Annotated in this window: 21 protein-coding genes and 1 pseudogene; 12 read left to right on the top strand and 10 right to left on the bottom strand. The window is 42.2% G+C overall.

What is annotated here, in order from left to right; translation table 11 throughout:
• Positions 1 to 96: 96 nt before the first annotated feature.
• Genes OCV82_RS14005 through OCV82_RS13980 form a run of 6 tightly spaced genes read right to left on the bottom strand, consistent with a single transcriptional unit; the run spans position 97 to position 3,290 of the window.
• Positions 97 to 639, bottom strand: coding sequence for a 2-oxoacid:acceptor oxidoreductase family protein (locus OCV82_RS14005; RefSeq protein ID WP_154044975.1), 543 nt, complete (start codon positions 637 to 639; stop codon positions 97 to 99).
• A 30-nt stretch (positions 640 to 669) separates the two neighbouring features.
• On the bottom strand, positions 670 to 1,437 hold the full coding sequence (locus tag OCV82_RS14000; RefSeq protein ID WP_154044974.1) for a thiamine pyrophosphate-dependent enzyme: 768 nt from the start codon (positions 1,435 to 1,437) through the stop codon (positions 670 to 672).
• A 20-nt stretch (positions 1,438 to 1,457) separates the two neighbouring features.
• Positions 1,458 to 1,628 carry a hypothetical protein gene (locus OCV82_RS13995; RefSeq protein WP_262543777.1) on the bottom strand — a complete coding sequence of 57 codons (171 nt, stop codon included), beginning with the start codon at positions 1,626 to 1,628 and terminating at the stop codon, positions 1,458 to 1,460.
• A gap of 18 nt (positions 1,629 to 1,646) precedes the next feature.
• The gene (locus OCV82_RS13990) at positions 1,647 to 2,726 is read right to left on the bottom strand and encodes a 3-methyl-2-oxobutanoate dehydrogenase subunit VorB (RefSeq protein WP_154044973.1); all 1,080 of its coding nucleotides are present in this window, start codon (positions 2,724 to 2,726) and stop codon (positions 1,647 to 1,649) included.
• Positions 2,727 to 2,764: 38 nt separating this feature from the next.
• On the bottom strand, positions 2,765 to 2,992 hold the full coding sequence (locus tag OCV82_RS13985; RefSeq protein ID WP_154044972.1) for a 4Fe-4S binding protein: 228 nt from the start codon (positions 2,990 to 2,992) through the stop codon (positions 2,765 to 2,767).
• A 19-nt stretch (positions 2,993 to 3,011) separates the two neighbouring features.
• Positions 3,012 to 3,290, bottom strand: a complete 279-nt coding sequence (locus OCV82_RS13980) for a tetratricopeptide repeat protein (protein WP_154044978.1) — start codon at positions 3,288 to 3,290, stop codon at positions 3,012 to 3,014.
• 214 nt (positions 3,291 to 3,504) lie between these two features.
• Here OCV82_RS13980 and OCV82_RS13975 point away from each other — a divergent pair, with 214 nt between their 5' ends.
• The 3 genes from OCV82_RS13975 (at position 3,505) to OCV82_RS13965 (ending at position 7,083) form a co-directional block, all read left to right on the top strand.
• Positions 3,505 to 5,799: a bifunctional dihydroorotate dehydrogenase B NAD binding subunit/NADPH-dependent glutamate synthase gene (locus OCV82_RS13975; RefSeq protein ID WP_154044971.1), complete on the top strand. Its 2,295-nt coding sequence runs from the start codon at positions 3,505 to 3,507 to the stop codon at positions 5,797 to 5,799.
• A 177-nt stretch (positions 5,800 to 5,976) separates the two neighbouring features.
• Positions 5,977 to 6,483 carry a GNAT family N-acetyltransferase gene (locus OCV82_RS13970; RefSeq protein WP_154044977.1) on the top strand — a complete coding sequence of 169 codons (507 nt, stop codon included), beginning with the start codon at positions 5,977 to 5,979 and terminating at the stop codon, positions 6,481 to 6,483.
• A gap of 6 nt (positions 6,484 to 6,489) precedes the next feature.
• On the top strand, positions 6,490 to 7,083 hold the full coding sequence (locus OCV82_RS13965) for an epoxyqueuosine reductase QueH (protein ID WP_154044970.1): 594 nt from the start codon (positions 6,490 to 6,492) through the stop codon (positions 7,081 to 7,083).
• A 133-nt stretch (positions 7,084 to 7,216) separates the two neighbouring features.
• Here the strand turns inward: OCV82_RS13965 and OCV82_RS13960 are convergent, their stop codons facing one another.
• Positions 7,217 to 7,897, bottom strand: a complete 681-nt coding sequence (locus tag OCV82_RS13960; protein ID WP_317258406.1) for a hypothetical protein — start codon at positions 7,895 to 7,897, stop codon at positions 7,217 to 7,219.
• A gap of 170 nt (positions 7,898 to 8,067) precedes the next feature.
• On the opposite strand from OCV82_RS13960, the gene hflX reads away from it, so the two are divergent.
• The 3 genes from hflX to OCV82_RS13945 all read left to right on the top strand — a co-directional run bounded on the left by hflX (position 8,068) and on the right by OCV82_RS13945 (position 12,159).
• Positions 8,068 to 9,333 (top strand): GTPase HflX, encoded by a 1,266-nt coding sequence (gene hflX / locus OCV82_RS13955; RefSeq protein WP_154044969.1) that lies wholly within the window; start codon positions 8,068 to 8,070, stop codon positions 9,331 to 9,333.
• Positions 9,334 to 9,460: 127 nt separating this feature from the next.
• The gene (locus OCV82_RS13950; RefSeq protein WP_154044968.1) at positions 9,461 to 11,104 is read left to right on the top strand and encodes a fumarate hydratase; all 1,644 of its coding nucleotides are present in this window, start codon (positions 9,461 to 9,463) and stop codon (positions 11,102 to 11,104) included.
• A gap of 101 nt (positions 11,105 to 11,205) precedes the next feature.
• A complete protein-coding gene (locus tag OCV82_RS13945) occupies positions 11,206 to 12,159 on the top strand; it encodes a bile acid:sodium symporter family protein (RefSeq protein ID WP_154044967.1) in 954 nt (317 codons plus the stop codon).
• Between the two features lie 74 nt (positions 12,160 to 12,233).
• On the opposite strand, the gene OCV82_RS13940 is transcribed toward OCV82_RS13945, so the two are convergent.
• Entirely contained in the window at positions 12,234 to 14,528 is a 2,295-nt protein-coding gene (locus OCV82_RS13940; protein WP_154044966.1) for an inorganic phosphate transporter, read from the bottom strand.
• A 241-nt stretch (positions 14,529 to 14,769) separates the two neighbouring features.
• Between OCV82_RS13940 and OCV82_RS13935 the strand changes: the two are divergent.
• The 6 genes and pseudogenes from OCV82_RS13935 to rodA all read left to right on the top strand — a co-directional run.
• Positions 14,770 to 15,354: pseudogene (locus OCV82_RS13935) on the top strand (IMP cyclohydrolase); the annotation flags it as partial.
• Between the two features lie 108 nt (positions 15,355 to 15,462).
• The gene (locus OCV82_RS13930; protein WP_154044964.1) at positions 15,463 to 16,485 is read left to right on the top strand and encodes a rod shape-determining protein; all 1,023 of its coding nucleotides are present in this window, start codon (positions 15,463 to 15,465) and stop codon (positions 16,483 to 16,485) included.
• A gap of 42 nt (positions 16,486 to 16,527) precedes the next feature.
• On the top strand, positions 16,528 to 17,427 hold the full coding sequence (gene mreC / locus OCV82_RS13925) for a rod shape-determining protein MreC (RefSeq protein WP_154044963.1): 900 nt from the start codon (positions 16,528 to 16,530) through the stop codon (positions 17,425 to 17,427).
• A 2-nt stretch (positions 17,428 to 17,429) separates the two neighbouring features.
• Positions 17,430 to 17,933 carry a rod shape-determining protein MreD gene (locus OCV82_RS13920; RefSeq protein WP_154044962.1) on the top strand — a complete coding sequence of 168 codons (504 nt, stop codon included), beginning with the start codon at positions 17,430 to 17,432 and terminating at the stop codon, positions 17,931 to 17,933.
• Positions 17,933 to 19,783: a penicillin-binding protein 2 gene (mrdA, locus tag OCV82_RS13915; RefSeq protein WP_154044961.1), complete on the top strand. Its 1,851-nt coding sequence runs from the start codon at positions 17,933 to 17,935 to the stop codon at positions 19,781 to 19,783. The genes OCV82_RS13920 and mrdA overlap by 1 nt, the downstream gene beginning before the upstream one ends.
• Positions 19,764 to 21,224 (top strand): rod shape-determining protein RodA, encoded by a 1,461-nt coding sequence (gene rodA, locus OCV82_RS13910; protein ID WP_154044960.1) that lies wholly within the window; start codon positions 19,764 to 19,766, stop codon positions 21,222 to 21,224. Before mrdA ends, rodA begins: the two co-directional genes overlap by 20 nt.
• A 5-nt stretch (positions 21,225 to 21,229) precedes the next feature.
• Here the strand turns inward: rodA and OCV82_RS13905 are convergent, their stop codons facing one another.
• Together OCV82_RS13905 and OCV82_RS13900 are read right to left on the bottom strand one after the other, a co-directional pair.
• Positions 21,230 to 21,682: a gliding motility lipoprotein GldH gene (locus tag OCV82_RS13905; protein WP_154044959.1), complete on the bottom strand. Its 453-nt coding sequence runs from the start codon at positions 21,680 to 21,682 to the stop codon at positions 21,230 to 21,232.
• Between the two features lie 95 nt (positions 21,683 to 21,777).
• Complete coding sequence (locus OCV82_RS13900; RefSeq protein ID WP_154044958.1) at positions 21,778 to 23,169, bottom strand: PSP1 domain-containing protein; 1,392 nt, start codon at positions 23,167 to 23,169, stop codon at positions 21,778 to 21,780.
• Between the last annotated feature and the right edge of the window lie 26 nt (positions 23,170 to 23,195).

Genomic DNA, 23,195 nt, shown 5'->3' with positions numbered 1-23,195 from the left:
CGGCACGTACGGTGGTGTGAGAGGTCGGTAAACACGAAAATAGGAGATAAACACCTATGATTAGTGTTTACCTCCTACTCGATTATTATTGAGTTATTATGCTTCTTTTATTATTTCCATACCGATGCGGATAGCTTCTTCGTTCATCGGTATAAGATGATGGTGACGTTCCGGCAGAGTCTTGCGCAAAGCTTTTACTACACTTTCTGTTGATACTACCGGCATCAGTTTCAGCAATCCGCCAAGTACTATCATGTTGAAAGTCTTTGCCATGTTGCGTTCGTTAGCTTCATCCATGGCATCAATGCGATAGACTTTTATGTCTTTTCTGGTAGGAGGATTGATAATTCCATATCCGTCGTAGATAAGTATTCCGCCAGGTTTTACCTTACTTTCGAATTTTGCAAGTGATGGCTGGTTCAATATAATGGCGCAGTCATATTTGCTCAATATAGGAGATGAAATTCTTTCATCGCTCACAATGACAGTTACGTTTGCTGTACCACCTCTCTGTTCAGGTCCGTATGCCGGCATCCAGGTCACTTCCTTGTTTTCCATCAATCCGGAGTAAGCAAGAATTTTACCCATGGACAAAACTCCCTGTCCTCCAAATCCGGCTATAATTATTTCATGCTTCATTTTCTTTTTGAATAATAGGGTGATTGAATATTATAAAGTAGTGTCCTTAAGGTCGCCTAGCGGGTAGAACGGGAACATGTTCTCTTCCATCCATTTGTTGGCCTTTTCCGGTGACATTTTCCATCCTGAGTTACAAGTAGATACTATTTCCACCAGGTTGGAGCCTTTTCCCTGCATAGAGTTTTCGAATGCTTTTCTTATGGCTTTCTTTGCCTTGCGGATAGCTGCGACAGTATGAACAGACTGTCTTGTCACATAGCAAGTGCCTTGCAGTGTAGCGGCAATTTCAGTCATTTTAAGCGGATAGCCGTGTATTTCAGGGTCACGTCCGTAAGGACAAGTAGCTGTTTTCATTCCCACCAGTGTAGTAGGAGCCATCTGTCCGCCTGTCATACCGTATATAGCGTTATTAATGAAGATGATGGTAATATTTTCACCTCTGTTGAGTGCGTGTATTGTTTCTGCTGTACCTATACATGCCAGGTCGCCGTCTCCCTGATATGTAAATACCAGTCTGTCCGGCCACAGTCTTTTTATAGCAGTGGCTAGTGCTGGCGCACGTCCGTGAGCTGCTTCCTGACAGTCAATGTCAAGATAGTTATACATGAATACAGCACATCCCACAGGGCTGACACCTATAGCCTTTTCGCTCATTCCCATTTCTTCTATTACTTCGGCAATAAGCTTGTGTACCACACCGTGGCTACATCCCGGGCAGTAGTGCATCGGATTATCGTTAAGCAGTTTCGGCTTCTGGTAAACCAGATTTTCCGGCTTCATTATTTCTTCTTTTGTCATATTATTTTCCTCCGTCATTGTCATAGTAAGAAGCGGAACACGAATTCTATCATCTTCAGGAACAGTGAAGCGCCGCACACATAAAAGAATACGGTTTTGTCATCGCCTAAAGTGAAATATAGGATAATAGATGCCAGTGCTCCAAGCATGAACAGAATGTTCAATATGTTTCTTATCTTGTCGTTGTCCATTATTTCTTCTTACTGGGGTTATTTAATGAGTTTTTCTTTCAAAGCATCTACCACTTCGTCCGGATCAGGTACGATACCGCCCAAACGGCCGAAATGGTGTACAGGTACGTTGCACTCTACAGCCAGTTTTACATCTTCAATCATTTGTCCGCTGTTGAGTTCTACCACTAATATACCTTTGACTTGTTTTGCTCTTTCTGCAATTTCCGGAGATGGGAACGGCCATAATGTTATAGGACGGAACAGACCTACCTTTATACCTTCCTCGCGTGCATGCTCCATTGCCTTTTGTGCTATACGTGCGCATGAACCGAATGCTACTATCAGGTATTCCGCATCTTCGCATTCTATTTCCTCATAACGTCTTTCGTTGGCTTCTATTTCAGCATATTTGTTCTGCAGATGTAAGTTTCTCTGTTCCATTACGGCAGGGTCAAGTTCCAGAGAAGTGATTACGATAGGTTTGCGTCCTTTACATCCTGTCGCTGCCCATGGACACTGTTCGATTATTTCTTCGTCTGTACGTCTTGGTCGTGGCTCAGGCAATACCACCTTTTCCATCATCTGACCTATTACGCCGTCAGCAAGTATCATTGCAGGATTGCGGTATTTGAAAGCCAGGTCAAAACCTAGTTTTACGAAATCTGCCATTTCCTGAACTGATGCCGGTGCAAGTGCTATCAGGCGATAGTCGCCGTGTCCTCCTCCTTTTGTAGTCTGGAAATAGTCCGCCTGACTTGGCTGTATTGTTCCCAGTCCAGGACCTCCACGCATTACGTTTACGATAAGACAAGGCAATTCTGCTCCTGCTATATAAGATATACCTTCCTGTTTAAGGCTGACGCCGGGACTTGATGATGATGTCATTACCATTTTTCCTGTTCCCGCACCACCATATACCATGTTTATTGCGGCAACTTCACTCTCTGCCTGCAAAACCACCATTCCGGTTGTTTCCCATGGCTTCTGTTCAGCCAGTGTTTCAAGCACTTCTGATTGCGGAGTGATAGGGTAACCGAAGTATCCGTCCACACCGATGCGTATTGCGGCGTGTGCTATGGCTTCGTTACCTTTCATTAGAACTACTTCTTCTGCCATATTTTTTCTTTATTTATCGTTTATTCTTAATAGTATGGTTATTCACATTTAGCCCTGTAAACAGTCAGGCAACCGTCAGGGCATACGATAGCGCATGATGAACAACCGTTGCAAGTGTCTTCTACCACTTGCTGTACATAATTATATCCTTTTTGATTTACTTTTGGAGTAAGAGCCAATACTTTAAGCGGGCAGGCTACCACACAAAGGTTGCATCCCTTGCATCGCTCGGTGTTTACTACCACCACTCCTTTCATTTTAGCCATATATATACGTATTTAGTTTTTATTGATTAAACATATCTTTATTATAGAAATTCAGGATATCCAACATCATGGCTCTGGCGTCTTTTGCCGGACTTTCCGGATTGATGTTTATGGCTTCCTGATAATTGTTGAGCGCGCCTTGCCAGTCACCAAGTTTTCTGCATGCATTTCCTTTCAGATAATAAGCTCTGTCGGCATACTCATTATTCTGTTCTATAATCCTGTCCAGGGCTTCCTTGGCTTCGGCTATATGGCCGTCATTAATCATTATTTTTATGTTCTCCAGTATATTATTCATCAAGATACAAAATGTTAAGACGTATGCAAAGATACATTTTATTTAATATCAAAGTCTATTTTTTAAGAATAAATAGTCATCGAATATCCTTTTTTAGTGTGTCTTGTTGTTATTTTATGCATTTCTTTTGTAAGTATTTTTATTTATTATACCTTTGCGAGGTTGAAACAAAAAGAATGAAAAACGGAAATATAACTAACTTTAAGAGTTTAAAATGAACAAAATTATTTCAAAAGAACATTTTTCAGAGAAAGTTTTTAAGCTTGTTATTGAAGCTCCTCTGATTGCAAAATCTCGTAAAGCAGGTCATTTTGTTATCGTACGTGTTGGCGATAAGGGTGAACGTATGCCTCTTACCATAGCCGAAGCAGATCCTGTGAAAGGTACCATTACATTAGTGGTTCAGAAAGTGGGATTGTCTTCAACTCGTCTTTGTGAGTTGAACGAAGGAGATTATATCACAGACGTAGTAGGACCTCTGGGTAAAGCTACACATATTGAAAACTTTGGTACTGTGGTTTGTGCCGGAGGTGGAGTAGGGGTTGCTCCTATGCTTCCTATCGTGCAGGCTCTTAAGGCTGCCGGAAACAGGGTGATTACTGTTCTTGCAGGACGTTCAAAAGAACTTATTATTCTGGAAAACGAGATGCGCGCAAGTTCTGACGAAGTAATTATAATGACTGACGACGGCTCATACGGAAAGAAAGGTCTGGTGACAGAAGGTATCGAAGAAGTGATCAAGCGCGAAAAGGTAGATAAGTGTTTTGCCATCGGTCCTGCCATCATGATGAAGTTCGTTTGTCTGCTCACAAAGAAATACGAAATTCCTACAGATGTATCTTTGAATACTATCATGGTTGACGGTACAGGTATGTGCGGAGCGTGCCGTATCACTGTAGGCGGTAAGACTAAGTTCGTTTGTGTAGATGGTCCAGAGTTTGACGGTCATCAGGTTGATTTTGATGAAATGCTGAAACGTATGGGAGCGTTCAAGGATATTGAAGTGGAAGAAATCCATAAACTTGACCCTAAACCTGATACATGCGAAGCCGTGAAACCTGCTGACGACCGTTCAGCACAGTGGCGCGAAGAATTGCGCAAGAGCATGAAACCTAAGGAACGTACACTTATCCCTCGTGTACACATGAACGAGCTTGATCCTGAGTATCGCTCACACAGCCGTAAGGAAGAAGTAAACCTCGGTCTTAACGAAGAACAGGCTTTGACTGAGGCTAAGCGTTGTCTTGACTGTGCCAATCCTTCATGTATGGAAGGTTGTCCTGTCGGAATCAATATTCCTACATTTATTAAGAATATCGAACGCGGTGAGTTCCTCGAAGCTGCACGCGTATTGAAGCAGACAAGTGCTCTTCCTGCTGTTTGCGGACGTGTGTGCCCACAGGAAAAGCAGTGCGAGTCTAAGTGTATCCACCTCAAGATGGGTCACGAAGCGGTCGCAATAGGTTATCTGGAACGCTTTGCGGCAGATTATGAACGTGAAAGCGGACAGATTTCTGTACCTGAAATAGCTGAAAAGAAAGGTATTAAAGTGGCTGTTGTTGGTTCAGGTCCTGCAGGTCTTTCATTTGCCGGCGATATGGCCAAGATGGGTTACGATGTAACAGTGTTCGAAGCTTTGCATGAGATTGGCGGTGTGTTGAAATATGGTATTCCTGAATTCCGTTTGCCTAACAAGATTGTTGACGTGGAAATAGACAACTTGTCGAAGATGGGTGTAGAATTCGTTAAGGACTGCATAATCGGTAAGACAGTAAGCGTGGAAGACCTTGAAAAAGAAGGATTCAAAGGCGTATTTGTCGCATCAGGTGCCGGTCTGCCTAACTTTATGAATATTCCGGGAGAGAACTCAATCAATATCATGTCTTCTAATGAATATCTTACTCGTGTAAATCTGATGGATGCTGCAAGCGAAGATTCTGATACTCCTGTAACATTCGGTAAGCGTGTAGCTGTAATAGGCGGAGGTAACACTGCTATGGACTCAGTGCGTACAGCACGTCGTCTTGGCGCAGAAAAGGCTATGATTATCTATCGCCGTTCGGAAGCAGAAATGCCTGCACGTCTTGAAGAAGTCAAGCATGCCAAGGAAGAAGGAGTTGAATTCCTTATATTACATAATCCTATCGAATACATTGCCGATGAAAAAGGCCGTGTAAAACAAGTGGTTCTTCAGAAAATGGAACTTGGCGAACCTGACGCATCAGGCCGTCGCAGTCCAGTAGCGATACCAGGAGCTATCGAAACAATAGATATCGATATGGCTATAGTCAGTGTAGGTGTATCTCCTAATCCTATTGTTCCTAACTCTATTCCAGGTCTGGAACTTGGACGTAAGGGTACAATTGCAGTAAATGAGGATATGCAGTCTTCTATCCCTACTATCTATGCAGGTGGTGACATCGTTCGCGGTGGCGCAACCGTTATCCTAGCTATGGGCGACGGTCGTCGTGCTGCAGCTGCAATGGACAAACAGTTGAGCGGAAAGTAAAAATGGATTAAATACCGTTTAAACAGTGTTTAAATGGTATTTAAATAGCATTTAAATATTTCAAATGAGCAGTCTTAACCATTATGTAATGGTTGAGGCTGTTCATTTTTTTATTTGTATTAGTATTGTTAATAGATTAAAGTACTACTTTTGCATCCGTAATTTATTCAGAATATGATGAGCATGATAATAAGAAAAGCTGTTCCGACAGATATTGACAGGCTGATGCAGATATTTGCCATAGCGAGAGGATTTATGAAATCTTCCGGCAATCCTAATCAGTGGATAAACGGCTATCCACAAGAGGAACTGATAAAAAATGAAATAGAACAGGGGCATTGTTTCGTTTGTGTTAATAATGACGATGGAATGGTGGTTGCAACTTTTTGTCTTATTCAAGGTCCCGATCCTACATATTCTTATATTGAAGATGGAGCATGGCCTGATAATGAACCGTATTACGTGATACACCGTCTGGCGTCAGATGGTAGTGTGAAAGGAATAACAGGATTTTGTATTGACTGGTGTCAGAGAATATCTCCTTGCCTACGTGCCGATACGCATCACGACAATAAGGTGATGCAGCACCTGTTGGAAAAGAACGGATTCGTAAGGTGCGGAATAATCTATGTGGCAAACGGGACACCGAGAATAGCTTATCAAAGAAATATCAGGAACAAGTAGAAGTCTATGAAAAAGAAAAAGTTTCAGATAGAAGTGCCTGGTGGAGCGGACAAGGTTCTGCTTCATACATGTTGCGCACCATGTTCGTCGGCAATTATAGAATGTCTGATGCAGCACGGCATACGTCCTACTATATATTATTGTAATCCTAATATTTATCCTCTTGAAGAATACAGTATCCGTAAGGACGAATGTACACGCTACGCCCGTTCGTTAGGACTTGATATTGTTGATGCCGATTACGACCATCCACAGTGGCTGGAATGCGTTAAAGGAATGGAGAATGAACCTGAGAGGGGGGGACGCTGCCTTCGCTGTTTCAAGATGCGCCTTCGCGATACGGCACGTTATGCCCATGAGCACGGGTTTACAGTTATCACTACCACGCTGGCTTCATCGCGTTGGAAAAGCTTGGACCAGATAAACGAGGCAGGGCATTATGCGGTCGAGCCGTACCCTGATGTCGTATGGTGGGAGCAGAACTGGCGCAAGGGAGGGTTGAGCGAACGTCGTATAGCGATTATAAAGGAATATAATTTCTACAACCAGCAGTATTGCGGATGTGAGTTCAGCATGCGCAAAACTACGGATGCTGAATGAATGATCTTGAAATCGGGATGAAGTTGGCGTGACACGAACGTGTTACGCGTGAAACACGAACGTGTCACTCTCGTTACACGAACGTACAACGAGCGTAACACGTACGTGTAACGCTATTTAAGTGGGCTTGTTTTTATTTCTTTTTCTCTTCTTCCATTTGCTTATTCTCTATAGGCTTTGAATTCTCTTTATAAGCCGAGAATCCTTTCACAATAACTCTTTCTTTCTTTGTCCCCTCGTCCTCTTCCGAAATTGCGGAACCAAGTTTGTCAATATTCTCCTTGATTGCGTTTCTGGTGTCGAAGAAACTGTCAAGAATAAGCTTAAGATGTTCTTCCGGTTCAAGTCCATCTTCTGTGAAGAATGTATGGCAGTGCGAGTGTATACCAATCTCTTTGTCGCCCTCATTTTCGGCCATGAATACGGTAGTGATAAATGAACTTATGTTCACAGCGTTTATAACCTCCTTCAGGTATGGCAACACAGGATTGTCGGCATTGATGGTTCCCCACCATGGATACCATATCATCACGAATGGGACATCTTCCTGGAATGACAGGTAGAAATCGTCACCCTGATACATGAAGCCTATGTTGCCCTCTTCGTTCTTTTCAGGGTTGCATCCCATTTTCTTGAGTGTCGATACGATTAGTTCTTCAGTAGAAAGTTTTGGTGTCTTGGTAGCAGGAGTTTCGTTTTTTAAACAGCTTATAATTTTCTTTTCCCTTCGCCATGAAAGGTAAACTATTATTGCTGGCCATAGTGCTAGAGCCAGAACGGCTACAAGGATTGTAATATCGGAAATGTTGTTCATAATTTAAGGCTTTAAATGTTTGGTATGGTATAAAGATAAGAAAAAAGATATAGAATAAAAAGCAAGGATGAAAAAAAATAACAGCATTATGATACGTTATTTTATCTTTATAATGAAAATAAACGGAGATTTTTAGTTAAGTTTGCATCCAGAATATACATATATCATTAATGAAAGAATTTGTAATATCCGAAGCACAGACCGAGAAGGCTGTATTGGTGGGTCTGATAACCCAAAACCAGAACGAAAGAAAGACAAATGAATATCTTGACGAATTGGCATTCCTGGCAGAGACTGCCGGTGCAGAAGTCGTGACACGTTTTACTCAGAAGCTTGATACTCCAAACTCCGTGACATACGTGGGTAAGGGAAAACTTCAGGAGATAAAGGATTATCTTCTGCAGATGAACGAAGACGAGGAAACGGAGATAGGTATGGTGATATTCGATGACGAACTTTCCGCCAAACAGCTCAGAAACATTGAAAACGAACTGAAGGTGAAGATTCTTGACCGTACTTCGCTTATTCTTGATATATTTGCCATGAGGGCACAGACCGCAAACGCCAAGACTCAGGTAGAGCTGGCACAGTATAAATATATGTTGCCAAGACTGCAACGTCTGTGGACACACCTTGAACGTCAGGGTGGTGGTTCCGGTGCCGGAGGTGGTAAAGGTTCTGTGGGACTTCGTGGTCCGGGTGAAACACAGCTGGAAATGGACCGCCGTATCATCCTTAACCGTATGGCGTTGCTCAAACAGAGACTTGCAGAAATAGACACTCAGAAATCTACACAGCGAAAGAACCGCGGACGCATGATACGTGTGGCGCTCGTGGGATATACTAACGTAGGAAAATCAACAATAATGAACCTTCTTGCAAAGAGTGAAGTGTTTGCAGAAAACAAACTGTTTGCCACACTTGACACTACCGTGAGAAAGGTTATCATTGAAAATCTTCCTTTCCTGCTTTCCGATACTGTAGGATTTATCCGTAAGTTGCCTACCGACCTTGTTGAGTCATTCAAATCGACTCTGGACGAGGTGCGCGAGGCAGACCTTCTGGTACATGTGGTAGATATCTCACATCCTGATTTTGAAGAACAGATACAGGTGGTGGAGAAAACCATATCAGATATAGGTGCCGGAGGAAAGCAGAGTATGATAGTATTCAACAAGATTGATGCCTACAGCTATGTGGAAAAGGCAGAGGATGACTTGACTCCGAAGACCAAGGAAAACATTACGCTGGAGGAACTGATGAATACATGGATGGCAAAGATGGACGACAACTGTATCTTTATCTCTGCCAAGGACAAGTCGAACCTGGAGGATTTCAAGAATATGCTGTACAAGAAGGTACGCGAACTGCATGTTCAGAAGTATCCTTATAACGACTTCCTCTATCAGACATACGATTTAGGCGACGAGGCTTAAGTTACAAGTTGACAAGGTCTCCATCCGGAAGGTAGCCTTGTTAACTCGTCAACTTGTTAACTCGTCAACTGAAATAAGAAAGCATACTAATAACTAGAAACTCAATAACTCAAAAACTTAAAACAATATGGCAACACCAGAATTTAAGTATCAGCCAATGTTCGAACACGGACATGACAATACAGAGTATTATCTGCTTACTAAAGATTATGTATCAGTAAGCGAGTTTGAAGGCAAACCTATCCTTAAGATTGAAAAAGAAGGTTTGACTGCTATGGCTAATGCGGCTTTCCGCGATGTGTCTTTTATGCTTCGCCGTTCGCACAACGAACAGGTTGCAAAGATTCTTACTGACCCTGAAGCCAGCGACAACGACAAGTATGTAGCTTTGACTTTCCTGCGTAATGCTGAAGTTGCTGCTAAGGGTGTTCTTCCTTTCTGCCAGGATACAGGTACTGCAATTATCCACGGTGAAAAAGGACAGCAGGTATGGACAGGATACTGCGATGAAGAAGCTCTCTCACTTGGTGTTTACAAGACATATACTGAAGAGAACCTGCGCTATTCACAGAACGCTCCTCTTACAATGTACGAAGAAGTGAATACACGTTGCAACCTGCCTGCTCAGATTGACATCGAAGCTACTCAGGGGATGGAATACGAATTCCTCTGCGTGACTAAGGGTGGTGGTTCTGCCAACAAGACTTACCTCTATCAGGAAACTAAGGCTATCCTTAACCCGGCTACTCTAGTTCCTTTCCTTGTAGAAAAGATGAAGACTTTGGGTACAGCAGCTTGTCCTCCATATCACATCGCATTTGTAATCGGTGGTACTTCTGCTGAAAAGAACTTGCTGACAGTGAAACTTGCTTCTACTCGTTTCTACGATAACCTGCCTACAACTGGTAACGAATACGGACGCGCTTTCCGAGACGTAGAACTTGAAAAACAGGTATTGGAAGAAGCTCACCGTATCGGTTTGGGTGCACAGTTCGGTGGTAAATACTATGCACACGATGTACGTATCATCCGTTTGCCACGCCATGGAGCGTCTTGCCCTGTAGGTCTTGGCGTTTCTTGCTCAGCTGACCGTAACATCCGTTGTAAGATCAATAAAGACGGTATCTGGATTGAAAAACTTGACTCAAACCCAGGCGAACTGATTCCTGAAGAATTGCGTCAGGCTGGCGAAGGCAACGCTGTTAAGATTGACTTGAACCGTCCTATGCCGGAAATCCTTGCAGAACTTGACAAGTATCCTGTAGCTACTCGTCTTTCTTTGAACGGTACTATCATCGTTGGTCGCGACATCGCACACGCAAAACTGAAAGAACGTCTTGACCGTGGTGAAGACCTTCCACAGTATATCAAGGATCATCCTATCTATTATGCCGGTCCTGCTAAGACTCCGGCAGGTATGGCTTGTGGTTCTATGGGACCTACAACAGCCGGACGTATGGACCCATACGTTGATTTGTTCCAGAGCCATGGAGGCAGCATGATTATGCTTGCTAAAGGTAACCGTAGCCAGGCTGTGACAGATGCTTGTAAGAAGCACGGTGGTTTCTATCTTGGTTCTATCGGTGGTCCTGCAGCTATCCTTGCTCAGAACAACATCAAGAGCATCGAGTGTGTGGAATATCCTGAACTTGGTATGGAAGCTATCTGGAAGATTGAAGTTGAAGATTTCCCTGCATTTATCCTCGTTGATAACAAAGGAAACGATTTCTTCAAGCAGATTAAGCCTCGTTGCGCAGGAAACTGCAAATAATGGGATAACTGCCCGCAGAAAATAGATTTTCAATAAATAATATAACACGGGTTATGCCGGATGTCTTTCCGGTGTAATCCGTGTTTTTTTTACACCTGATTATGAATATCATTCGATTTATTAAGAACTGGACTTTGCCTATAGCTATGGCGATGGGGGTAATACTTTATTTTGTATATGTGAACATACCTTTCCTGGAGCCGACAAAGCCGTTTGTGGAACATGCTGTGGCTGTATTGCAGCCTTTGCTGATTTTTCTGATGCTTTTTCTCACATTCTGTAAGGTTGATGTGGGTGAGCTCAAGCCTTGCAGATGGCATGCCGTGTTGCTTCTCATACAAAGCCTTTCGTTCATTCTCCTGGCCGGAATTTTGTATATATTCCCTGATATGCATTCCAGAATATTGATTGAGGGAGCTATGTTGTGTCTTATCTGTCCTACGGCTACGGCAGCAGCAGTAGTGACCGGAAAACTGGGAGGCAGTGCTGCACATCTTACCTCATATACAATTCTGATAAACCTCGTGACAGCTTTTCTTGTTCCGCTGGTGGTTCCCGTCATACATCCGCAGGAAGGAGTAGGGTTCCTTTCTTCATTCCTGATGATTCTTGGAAAGGTATTTCCTCTGTTGCTGTGTCCGTTTATTCTGGCAGTCCTTTTGCGTTATCTTTCGCCTAGACTTCATGCGTTTATAGGAAAGTATCACGGATTGTCGTTCTATCTATGGGCAGTGGCGCTGACTCTTGCCATTGCCGTAACTGTGAAGAGTATAGTCCATAGTGACGTGTCTATATGGTATCAGGTAGGTTTGGCTTTTATTTCGTGTATAGCCTGTTTCCTTCAATTCTATATAGGGAAAAGAGTAGGCCGCAAATATGACGATACGATTAGTGCCGGGCAGGCATTGGGACAGAAAAATACTGTATTGGCCATTTGGATGGGATACACTTTTTTTACCCCTGTTACCGCTGTCGCTGCCGGTTTCTACAGCGTATGGCATAATGTATTCAATTCTTATCAGCTTTACCTTAAACGTAAGGAAAAGGAAAAATAAAAACAACGGCTGCACCGGAGTTAAATCTGATGCAGCCGTTTACTGTAATTGTGTGTTTATCAGTAAATACTCTTTTATGCCTTACTGTCCATTATCCCCATTTGAGGAATTTCCTGTGGAACATAGTCTCCTTGGAAGAATCGGCTGGCACGCAGCAGGTGTCTCCATACACTGACCAATTCCTGTGTTTCCTGCAATATGTTCAGATATACCATTGATGCTTTAAGGCTTCTGTTGTCAGCTTCCTGCATGTGGTTCATCTGATGTTTGCGAAGAGCTGAAATCTTGTTTTTAAGATCATCACCCTTTTTCAGGATATCATCTGCTTCAGAATAGTTGTTGGCTATAATGGCGTTGCGTGTACGATCCATCAACTTACACAATTCTTCTCTGATAGGCAAGAACTCTGCAACATCATCTTTAGGAACTGGGTTGAAGTTGTTGTCAACATGTTCCTTACATGGCTCACAGATACGCTTCAAGCAGTATAGCATTTCTTCGCAGCTGTTTGTTCCAAGGTGGAACCATGTATTCTTTTCTATTGCTATGGTGATTGGAATACGTCTTAAACCAAGTATTTCCTTGCGACGGCGTTTTTTCAGGAGTTTACGCTGCTCGTCAGTCTCGTTAAGCGATTTTTTCAGTTTCTTCAAATCCTCGTTTATGAAACCGTCTGTCATCTTGACGTATGCATCTTTGCTGAAGTCGATATAGCTTGTTAGTGTTTCCTTAACGTGTTCACGGAGCAATGCAAGTGTTTCGTTCTTGTCTTTGCTTGCCATCATACGCTTGAACAGGTCGTCCTGCTTTTCGGCTTTTTCTTTCTTACTGTACATGATATTGCTGCGTACAAGGAGGAATACTGCCAAAGCAATGAATCCAACCATACCTACTATGTTCGTGTAGTACATTATTATTGTAACGATGGCACAAGCTGTAAACGCTACGAATGCTGTGATGAACCAGCCGCCGATAACTGAAAGCATACCGGTGATACGGTAAACGGCACTTTCGCGTCCCCAGGCGCGGTCGGACAGTGATGTACCCATAGCCACGATAAATGTAACGTATGTGGTAGAAAGAGGAAGTTTCATTGTTGTACCCATGATGATGAGTAAACCGGAAAGAACAAGGTTCACGGCTGCACGGATAAGGTCGAATGCGGCACCGTTTTCAAGAATTGCTTCATCCTTGTTGAATCGGCTGTTAATCCAGTTTCTTACGTTAGCAGGAATTACTCTCACCAGGAATTCGTTTATGCTTGTTGCACGACGTACGATTGTGCGGGCAAGACCTGATGAACCGAACATCTCGTCACCTTCTTCCTGACGGGCAAGATCGACTGAAGTCTTGATTACGTTTTTAGCTTTTTTCGATGTGGCAAGTGCATACACCATTACGATACCGGAAGCTACAAGGAATATCAGTGGAGTTTTTGCCGACGACATGAGCGATTCCATCATGAAACCATCTACACCTGCACCGTTAGAGTTTGCGACGAAGTCTGTATAAGCTGAATAACCGGCCAAAGGAACACCGATAAAGTTTACAAGGTCGTTACCTGCAAATGCAAGAGCCAGTGAGAATGTACCAAGAAGAACGATGATTTTCAGTACATTGACTTTGCACCAGTGTAGGATTTGCATAAAAATAGTGAAGAATACGAAACATCCAGTCACCAGCACCGCTGTGTTCGCGTCCACCCATGCCATTACTTCAGGAGTAATGAAAGGAGCAGTCTTAAGTCCCTTTATAAGAATAAAGTAAGAAAGAGAAGTTACGGCTATACCTCCGAATATACCGATAGTCCAAGAAAGATTCTTTTTATAGTTGAAGCTGAATATAAGACGTGAAATATACTGTACCACTGTTCCGGCTATGAAGGCTATGGCTACTGAAAGGAAGATACCAAGAATCACAGATAACGCTTTTTCTGTGTTCAGTAAGTCGCCGAGTGTAAGACCGCTTTCATCGGAAATCAGTTTAAGTAATGCAAGTATCAAAGTACCTCCCAATAGTTCGAATACCATTGATACTGTTGTTGATGTAGGAAGTCCCAAAGTGTTGAAAACATCCAGCAGTACCACATCAGTCACCATTACGGCAAGCAGGATACACATTATTTCGTAGAAGCTGAAGTTATTTGGTTGGAATATACCATGGCGGGCTATATCCATCATACCATTACTTAACACAGCTCCTGTAAATACACCTATTGCAGCTACGATAATGATTGTCTTGAATTTTGCAACTTTTGCTCCTACAGCGGAGTTCATGAAATTCACGGCATCGTTACTGACTCCAACCATAAGGTCGAAAACTGCCAGCATAAACAGGAATATTACAATCCCTAAATAAATAGTTTCCATAAAAATAATTAAGCTTTGATTTTTCGGGTGCAAATATCGGTAATTTAATTCTAAATATATGTTACAAATATGTTACAAATTTCCGTGTCGTAAAAAAATACACTATGCAGTGTTCTATATGTTATTTGATTTGATTTATTTATGTTTTCTCTCATTAAAAAAACAATATTTCGTATTTATATACTATGATTATTTGTCTATTTTAGTAAATTTGTAGCCGAATTCTAAAAATACCATAGCAATGTCAGAGTCAAAGAAAATTAAAACCGCGCTTATTTCGGTTTATCACAAAGACGGTTTGGACGCAATAATTGCCAAACTGCATGAGGAAGGGGTACAGTTCCTGAGCACAGGTGGAACTCGTCAGTTTATTGAATCATTGGGCTATCCATGTTTGGCTGTAGAAGATATAACTACTTATCCATCTATCTTAGGTGGTAGAGTTAAGACTCTCCATCCTAAAATATTCGGAGGTATTCTTTGCCGTAGAGAACTGGAAGGTGACCGTAAGCAGGTTGAACAGTATGAAATACCGGAAATAGATTTGGTTATTGTAGATCTTTATCCATTTGAAGCTACAGTTGCATCTGGTGCAAGCGAACAGGATATTATCGAAAAAATTGACATAGGTGGCATCTCGCTTATTCGTGCGGCTGCAAAGAATTTCAACGATGTGGTTATAGTTGCTAGCAAGGAACAATATCCTACATTGCAGAATATTCTGAATGAAAGAGGTGCTGTTACTACACGTGATGAAAGAAAAGCTTTGGCACGTGAGGCTTTTGGAGTTTCTTCTCATTACGATACTGCAATTCATGCTTATTTTGCAGAAAATACTAAGTAATTTTTCAGATTAATTTATATTAAAGGGTTAGCATGTCATGTTTATGATGTGCTAATCCTTATGCCGTATTAATAAACAAAGACCTAAAAGATGGGTTTATTCTCTTTTACACAAGAAATAGCGATGGACCTTGGCACAGCCAATACCATCATTATAAGTAATAATAAGATTGTTGTTGACGAACCTTCAGTGGTGGCTCTCGACAGACGTACCGAGAAGATGATCGCGGTGGGTGAACGTGCAAAACTGATGTACGAAAAGGAGAATCCTAATATCCGTACAGTACGTCCGTTGCGCGACGGTGTGATTGCCGACTTTAATGCCTGCGAACAGATGATGCGCGGTCTGATTAAGAAGGTTAACCCGGGAAAAAGACTTTTCACTCCTTCTCTGAGAATGGTTATCGGTGTCCCTTCTGGTTCTACTGAAGTGGAATTGCGTGCCGTACGCGACAGTGCAGAACATGCCGGTGGACGTGATGTATATTTGCTTTTCGAACCTATGGCTGCTGCTATTGGTATAGGTCTTGATGTTGAGGCTCCTGAAGGTAACATGATTGTTGACATAGGTGGTGGTTCAACAGAAATTGCCGTGATTTCATTGGGAGGTATCGTGTCAAACAACTCAATCCGTATCGCAGGAGACGACCTTACTGCTGATATTCAGGAATATATGAGCCGCCAGCACAACGTAAAAGTCAGTGAACGTATGGCTGAGCGTATTAAGATACACGTAGGTGCAGCTTTGACTGATCTTGGTGATGAGGCTCCGGAAGATTATATCGTCCGTGGTCCTAACCGTATCACAGCTCTTCCTATGGAGGTGCCTGTATGTTATCAGGAAATAGCTCACTGTCTTGAAAAGAGTATTGCCAAGATTGAAACTGCTATATTGAGCGCTCTTGAAAATACTCCTCCTGAATTGTATGCTGATATCGTAAACAACGGTATTTATCTTGCAGGAGGCGGTGCTTTGCTTAGAGGATTGTCAAAGCGTCTTACTGATAAAATAAATATTCAGTTCCATGTAGCAGAAGATCCGTTGCTTAGTGTAGCAAAGGGTACGGGAATAGCTCTTAAAAATGTAGATCGCTTCTCATTCCTGATGCGCTGATAGTTTCTGTTTTGGCTTTTATGAATGCTTAAATAATATTCTGTGCGTAATATACTGGAATTCTTAATAAAATATTCTCATTGGACTTTGTTTATATTGCTCCAACTGTTGGCTGCAATTTTACTGTTCAGGTTCAATAGTTTTCAAGGGAGTGTATGGTTTACCTCTGCGTCCGAAGTGACGGCTTCTGTCACTAAGGTCGCTGCTGAGGTGACACGTTATTTCGGTCTTGAAAAGATGAACCGTGATCTTACTGAACGTAATGTTCAGCTTATGCAGGAATTGGAATATTATAAGAAACTGGTAGGTGAGGCTAATGAGGGCAAGGATAGTTTGATAGTTATCCAAGGTATGCAGGAGGTTATAAGGACAGATTCGTCTGTGGTTGTAATAAAGCAACCGCCTACGATGATGGATCAGTCGTTTGTGGTTTGTCCTGCAAGAGTGGTAAACGTCAGTGTCAGACGCCTTGACAATTACTTGGCTATCGACAAGGGGGAATCCAGTGGGGTGCGTACCGGAATGGGGGTTATCAGTGGAATGGGAGTTGTAGGTATTGTATGCCGTACGTCAAAGAACTATTCTCTGGTACTGCCTGTAATAAATTCGGGAAGCAGCATCAGTTGTAAGATAGCGCGTACAGATTATTTCGGCTTCTTGAAATGGGAGGGAGGAGACCCTCTTATGGCTTTTATGACAGATGTTCCCCGACATGCTGAATACGAAATAGGTGATACTGTGGTGACAAGTGGTCATAGCACTGTCTTTATTGAAGGAATACCTGTCGGTACAGTGACTTCGAAAGATGAAAGTGATGACGAAATGTCATTGACTTTAGGAATACGTCTGTTTACGGATTTTGGCAGACTTAATGATGTGTATGTTATGGCTCTGCCCCCGCGTGAAGAATTATCGGAACTGGAAAAAGATATAAAATACTGAATATGACTGCTGCATGGGTAGATAAGATAAAATGGTTTGTCATCCTTGTTTTGATACAGGGAGTGATAATAAGTCAGGTACAGGTGTCTCGTTATGCTGTACCTTTACTTTATGTAGTGTTTATTCTGAAACTTCCATCTGATACCGGAAGAAAATCTTTATTGTTTTATTCGTTTCTTATAGGATTGTGTGTCGATATGTTCGGCAATACTCCGGGACTCAATGCTACAGCCTCGTTGTGGCTTGCAATGGCTAGACCGTCATTGCTCAGATGGCAGACTTCGCGTGACAGTTCGGATTCGTTTGTTCCCGGAATAAAGTCTATGCGTTTGGCTCCTTATTTAAGATATGTATTTCCTTCTGTGTTGTTGCACTCTGCCGTATTGAATGTTGTGGATGCTTTTTCTGTAGCCAAAATATCGGATATAGTTATCGCAACATTGGCTGATACGGCTGTTACTGTGGCATTGATAATGATAATTGAATTAGTAGGGAGGAAAAAATAGTGAAACGGGATTACCAACTGGAGAAAAGGAAATATACTATCGGAGGTGTAGTTACTCTTATTGTCCTTGTTTTCATTATACGCTTGTTCACTCTTCAGATAATGAGTGACGACTATAAACGCAATGCTGACAGTAATGCTCTTCTGCAGCGTGTGAAATATCCTCCACGTGGCTTGATTTACGACAGACAGGGACGTTTGCTGGTCTTTAACCAGCCTGCCTATGACATTACTGTGGTAATGAAGGAGGTTGAGAAGTTTGACACTTTGGAGCTTGCCACATCATTGGGAGTTTCCAAGGATTTCCTTGTAAAGCGTTTTAAGGATATCAGAGACAGGCGTTTGAATCCGGGATATTCAAGATACACCCATCAGGTGTTGCTTACACAGCTTTCTTCCGAGGATTGTGCGGTTTTTCGTGAGAAGCTGTTTAACTTCCCCGGTTTTTATATTCAGGCCAGAACTGTAAGGCAGTATGGATATGATTGCGGCGCGCATATACTTGGCGATATAGCCGAAGTTTCGAAAGGTGAGATAGAAGATGATCCTTATTACAAGCGTGGTGATTTTATCGGAAAGTTAGGAGTAGAACGCTCGTATGAAACCCAGTTGAGGGGAGAAAAGGGTGTGGAGATTTTGCTTCGTGATGCCCATGGAAGAATACAGGGTAATTACATGAATGGCAGTTTTGACAAAGCTCCTGTGGCAGGAAAAAATCTCAAGTTAAGTCTGGATATAGAGTTACAGGCTCTTGGCGAAAGGCTTTTGGAGGGAAAGATAGGAAGTATAGTGGCTATCGAACCATCCACCGGAGAAGTGCTGTGTCTGGTTTCATCTCCATCATATAATCCGCATCTTATGGCAGGAAGGTTTAGAGGAGAAAACCATTTGAAATTGTCTAAAGATCCTTGGAAACCATTGCTCAACCGTGCCATTATGGGAACTTATCCTCCTGGTTCTACATTCAAGACTTCGCAGGCATTGACATTCCTCCAGGAAGGAATTATAAACACTGAAACACAGTATCCTTGTTCGCATGGTTTCAATTTCAGAGGTCTGCATGTGGGATGTCACTCACACGGTTCGCCTTTATCGGTAATACCTGCCTTGGCAACATCTTGTAATGCGTATTTCTGTTGGGGATTATATTATATGATAGGTGCCCGCAGTAAGTATGGTTCCGTACAGAATGCCATGAATACATGGCGTGACTATATGGTATCAATGGGTTTTGGATATCCTCTCGGTATAGACTTGCCTGGCGAAATGCGAGGTATGATTCCTAATGCCGCATTCTACGACAAGGCTTATCGCGGATCATGGAACGGATTGACTATCATAAGTATTTCCATAGGACAGGGTGAGGTGACACTTACGCCGCTTCAAATAGCAAATCTGGGAGCTACTATTGCAAACAGAGGATATTATATAACTCCACACGTGGTAAAGGAAATTGAGGGAGAGTCGCTTGATAAAAAATATACGGATAAACATTTTACAAAAGTTGAGCGTTCGCATTATGATGAAGTGGTGCAAGGCATGCGTGCCGCTGTTTTGGGAGGTACTTGTAGAGGTGCGAATCTGCCTGATATAGAAGTTTGCGGAAAGACCGGTACAGCTCAGAATAAGGGTAGAGACCATTCAGCATTTATGGGATTTGCCCCTATGAATAATCCTAAGATAGCGATAGCCGTATATGTGGAAAATGGCGGTTTTGGAGCTGTTTACGGCGTGCCAATCGGGAAACTTATGATGGAGCAGTATCTGAAAGGTGAGCTTTCTCCACAAAGTCAGCTGCAGGCTGATGAAATTCAGAAACGAAGAATTAATTATGGCATACAGGAAAGATAGTATATTTAAGAACGTTGACTGGTGGACTGTATTTTTGTATCTTCTGCTGGTGATATGCGGATGGTTCAGTATTTGCGGAGCCAGTTATGGCGATCCTAACTTTTTCGATTTCGGACTACGCTCCGGAAAGCAGCTTGTCTGGATAGCTTGTTCGTTGGGACTGGCATCTGCCATATTGGCTTTGGACCATAGATTCTTCGATACTTATGCCTATTTAATTTTCGGTATATTGCTTTTGTTGCTTTTTGCCACTATCTTTAATCCGAATGAGATAAAGGGGTCAAAATCTTGGATTGTATTGGGGCCTGTGAGCATTCAGCCTGCCGAGTTCGCCAAGTTCGGTACAGCGTTGGCACTGGCAAAGTTCATGGGCGAATATACATATTCATTGTCAAACAGAAAGCACCTTATGGTTACTATTGCCATAATCCTGCTGCCTATGTTCCTCATAATAATGCAGAAAGAAACCGGTTCAGCATTGGTCTATCTATCTTTCTTTCTGATGTTGTATCGTGAAGGTATGCCTGGCGCGATATTGTTTACAGGTGTTTGTGCCGTTGTGTATTTTATAGTCGGAATAAGGTTTTCGGTGTTGCCAATGGCTGATGGAGTTACACCATGGGGAGAGTTTGCCGTTCTTGCTCTTATAATAATTCTTACGTCAGGACTGATATGGGTATATTGTAAGGCTGGCAGAAAATTATCTTACATTATCCTGGCAGTGGGTATATCCGCTATAGCTTTGGGAATATTGTTCTCTTTCTATGTCATTCCTTTCAATCTGGTATATATGCTCTTAGGTATGATGGTAGTCCTTTTTGTGACTCTCATTGTGACTTTTTTGCGCGAGAGAATATATAGTTATCTTTACATCTCATTCTTTGTAATAGGGTCTGTAGCCTTTTTGTTTTCTATTGACTATGTGTTTGCCAATGTTCTGGAACCTCATCAGAAAGTAAGAATAGAGGTCTTGCTTGGAATGAAGGATGACCCTTCGGGAGCGGGTTATAATGTAAACCAGAGTAAGATTGCTATCGGTTCGGGAGGAATTCTAGGAAAGGGATTTTTAAATGGAACACAGACAAAATTAAAATATGTGCCAGAACAGGATACAGACTTTATATTCTGTACGGTGGGAGAGGAGCAAGGCTTTATTGGCTCGTCTGCCGTACTGATTTTGTATCTGATATTGATTTTGCGTTTGATAGTTCTGGCTGAACGGCAACCTACACGTTTTGCAAGGGTTTACGGATACAGTGTGATGAGTATTTTCTTTTTCCATCTGTTTATAAATGTTGGTATGGTACTGGGGCTTACTCCTGTCATAGGTATTCCTTTGCCGTTCTTCAGCTATGGCGGTTCTTCTCTTTGGGGATTTACTATCCTGTTGTTTGTGTTTTTGCGTATAGACGCTTCAAGATATGGTAATACAAAAGTGTAATTCCGCTATTGATATATCTTGATACCTATATCTGTTATGTTTTCAATGCTGGCATCTTTCATTATGTGCCATATCTTTATTATTGAATCCTGACCTTGTTTATGGTAAATGTCAGGTCCTTGGGTTTCATATTGGTAGTATTCGCTTGCGGTTCCGTTGCTGTTCCAGTTTCCACGTTTGTTGGCTAGTTCCAGGTGTACGGTATCGGTTTTGCTGTTTTCATTGTTTCCTATTGAAATCCACAGGTCTTTGTATTTGTAGGTAACGGTATGTCTGACTCCTATTTTAGTTTTATACACACCGGTTTCCATACTGTCAGGCATAACGAAAAAAAATGTATCTGCCTTCATCCATTTGTTTTCGATGGGAATATAATGGTGATAAACAGTTCCGGTTGTGCATGAGATGATTATGCAGCACATTGTCATCGCGATTGCATAATATATTTTCTTATTCATCTTTTCTATCAGACTATGATAATTGGGGACTTCTTTATGTAAATATAAAACACACAGGCTGTATCAGCCTGCGTGTCAATATCATTGCTTTAATATTATTGAGGCAAATTCTTTTCGTTTACCTTAACTTCCGGTTGGCGTGGTGCATTTGTTTTTGGGGCTTGTTCGCCAGGGTTGTTAGGGTTCTGCTGACGTTTGTTAGGGTTGTTTCCCTTGTGTCTGTTTTTCTGGTTTTTACCCTTATTTTCTATTTGTTTTGGCTGTTCTGCCGCTTCCTTGGGTTTGGGCTGTTCCTGCTGCGGCTTCTGCTGCTGTGGTTTTACAGCTTTATTATTATCTTGTTTTATTGTATTAGGCTGTTCTGTTGTTGCCTGTTGTGGTGTCTGGTTGTTCTTGTTTTTCTTCTTTTTGTTTTTTGACGTTTTGTTCTTGTCAAATCTTGTAAGGCTCTCTTGTTCCAGAAGATCTTTTGTCTTGCGGTCTTCTTTGGCTACCTCACTGCTGTCAAGCTTTTCAGGTTTTTCTCCTCTTTTATTCATATTTATAACCTCGAAAGCTCTTCGTGCACTTATGGTGCATTCGTTTGCAAGGAAACTCTTGTCTGTACTGTATGTAATGTTTCCTGACAAAATATCGGCTTTGAAATAATAATATGTCGAGTCGGAGGTCTCGAGCTCGATTTCCTTGCTTGGCAGTCGTTTCTGACATTCCACATAAGCGTCAACTTCGTAGTTAAGGCAACATTTGAGTTTGGCACACTGTCCGGCAAGCTTTTGCGGGTTTAATGAAATGTCCTGATAGCGTGCGGCACTTGTTGATACTGAGATAAAGCTTGTCATCCATGTGGCGCAACATAATTCTCTTCCGCAAGGACCTATACCGCCTATTCTTCCGGCCTCCTGACGTGCACCGATCTGTTTCATTTCTATACGCACCTTGAAAGCTTCGGCCAGCACTTTAATAAGCTGTCTGAAATCGACTCTTTCGTCGGCTATATAATAAAAAATAGCTTTGTTTCCATCGCCCTGATATTCCACATCGCCTATTTTCATTTTCAAACCAAGATCTTCTGCTATCTTTCTTGAGCGTATCATTGTCTGGTGTTCACGGGATTTTGCCTCCTCGTATTTTTCCATGTCCACCGGTTTTGCCTTGCGATATACTCTTTTTATTTCAGCGTCAGGACGTATATTCGCTTTTTTCATCTGTAGCGGAACCAGGCGGCCTGTTAATGTTACGGTACCTATATCATGTCCAGGACTTGCTTCTACAGCTACGATGTCGCCTTTTGCAAGTGGCAGTTTGTTGCTGTTCTTGTAATATCCTTTGCGCGTATTTTTAAACTGAACCTCCACCATGTCCTGTTCATCGGAATTGCCGGGGATGTCAGCCATCCAGTCGTATGTATTCAGCTTGTTGTCCTGACGTCCGCATCCGCTACACGCCAGACAGCCGCTACCGTTTTTAAGTTTATATTCGTTATTCATGATTATTATTATATTTAGTTCGGAGC

Source organism: Bacteroides cellulolyticus (assembly GCF_025567135.1).
Classification (GTDB): domain Bacteria; phylum Bacteroidota; class Bacteroidia; order Bacteroidales; family Bacteroidaceae; genus Phocaeicola; species Phocaeicola cellulolyticus.
The sequence above is the reverse complement of the archived record's forward strand: the minus strand, read 5'-3'. Positions and strand labels throughout refer to the sequence as shown.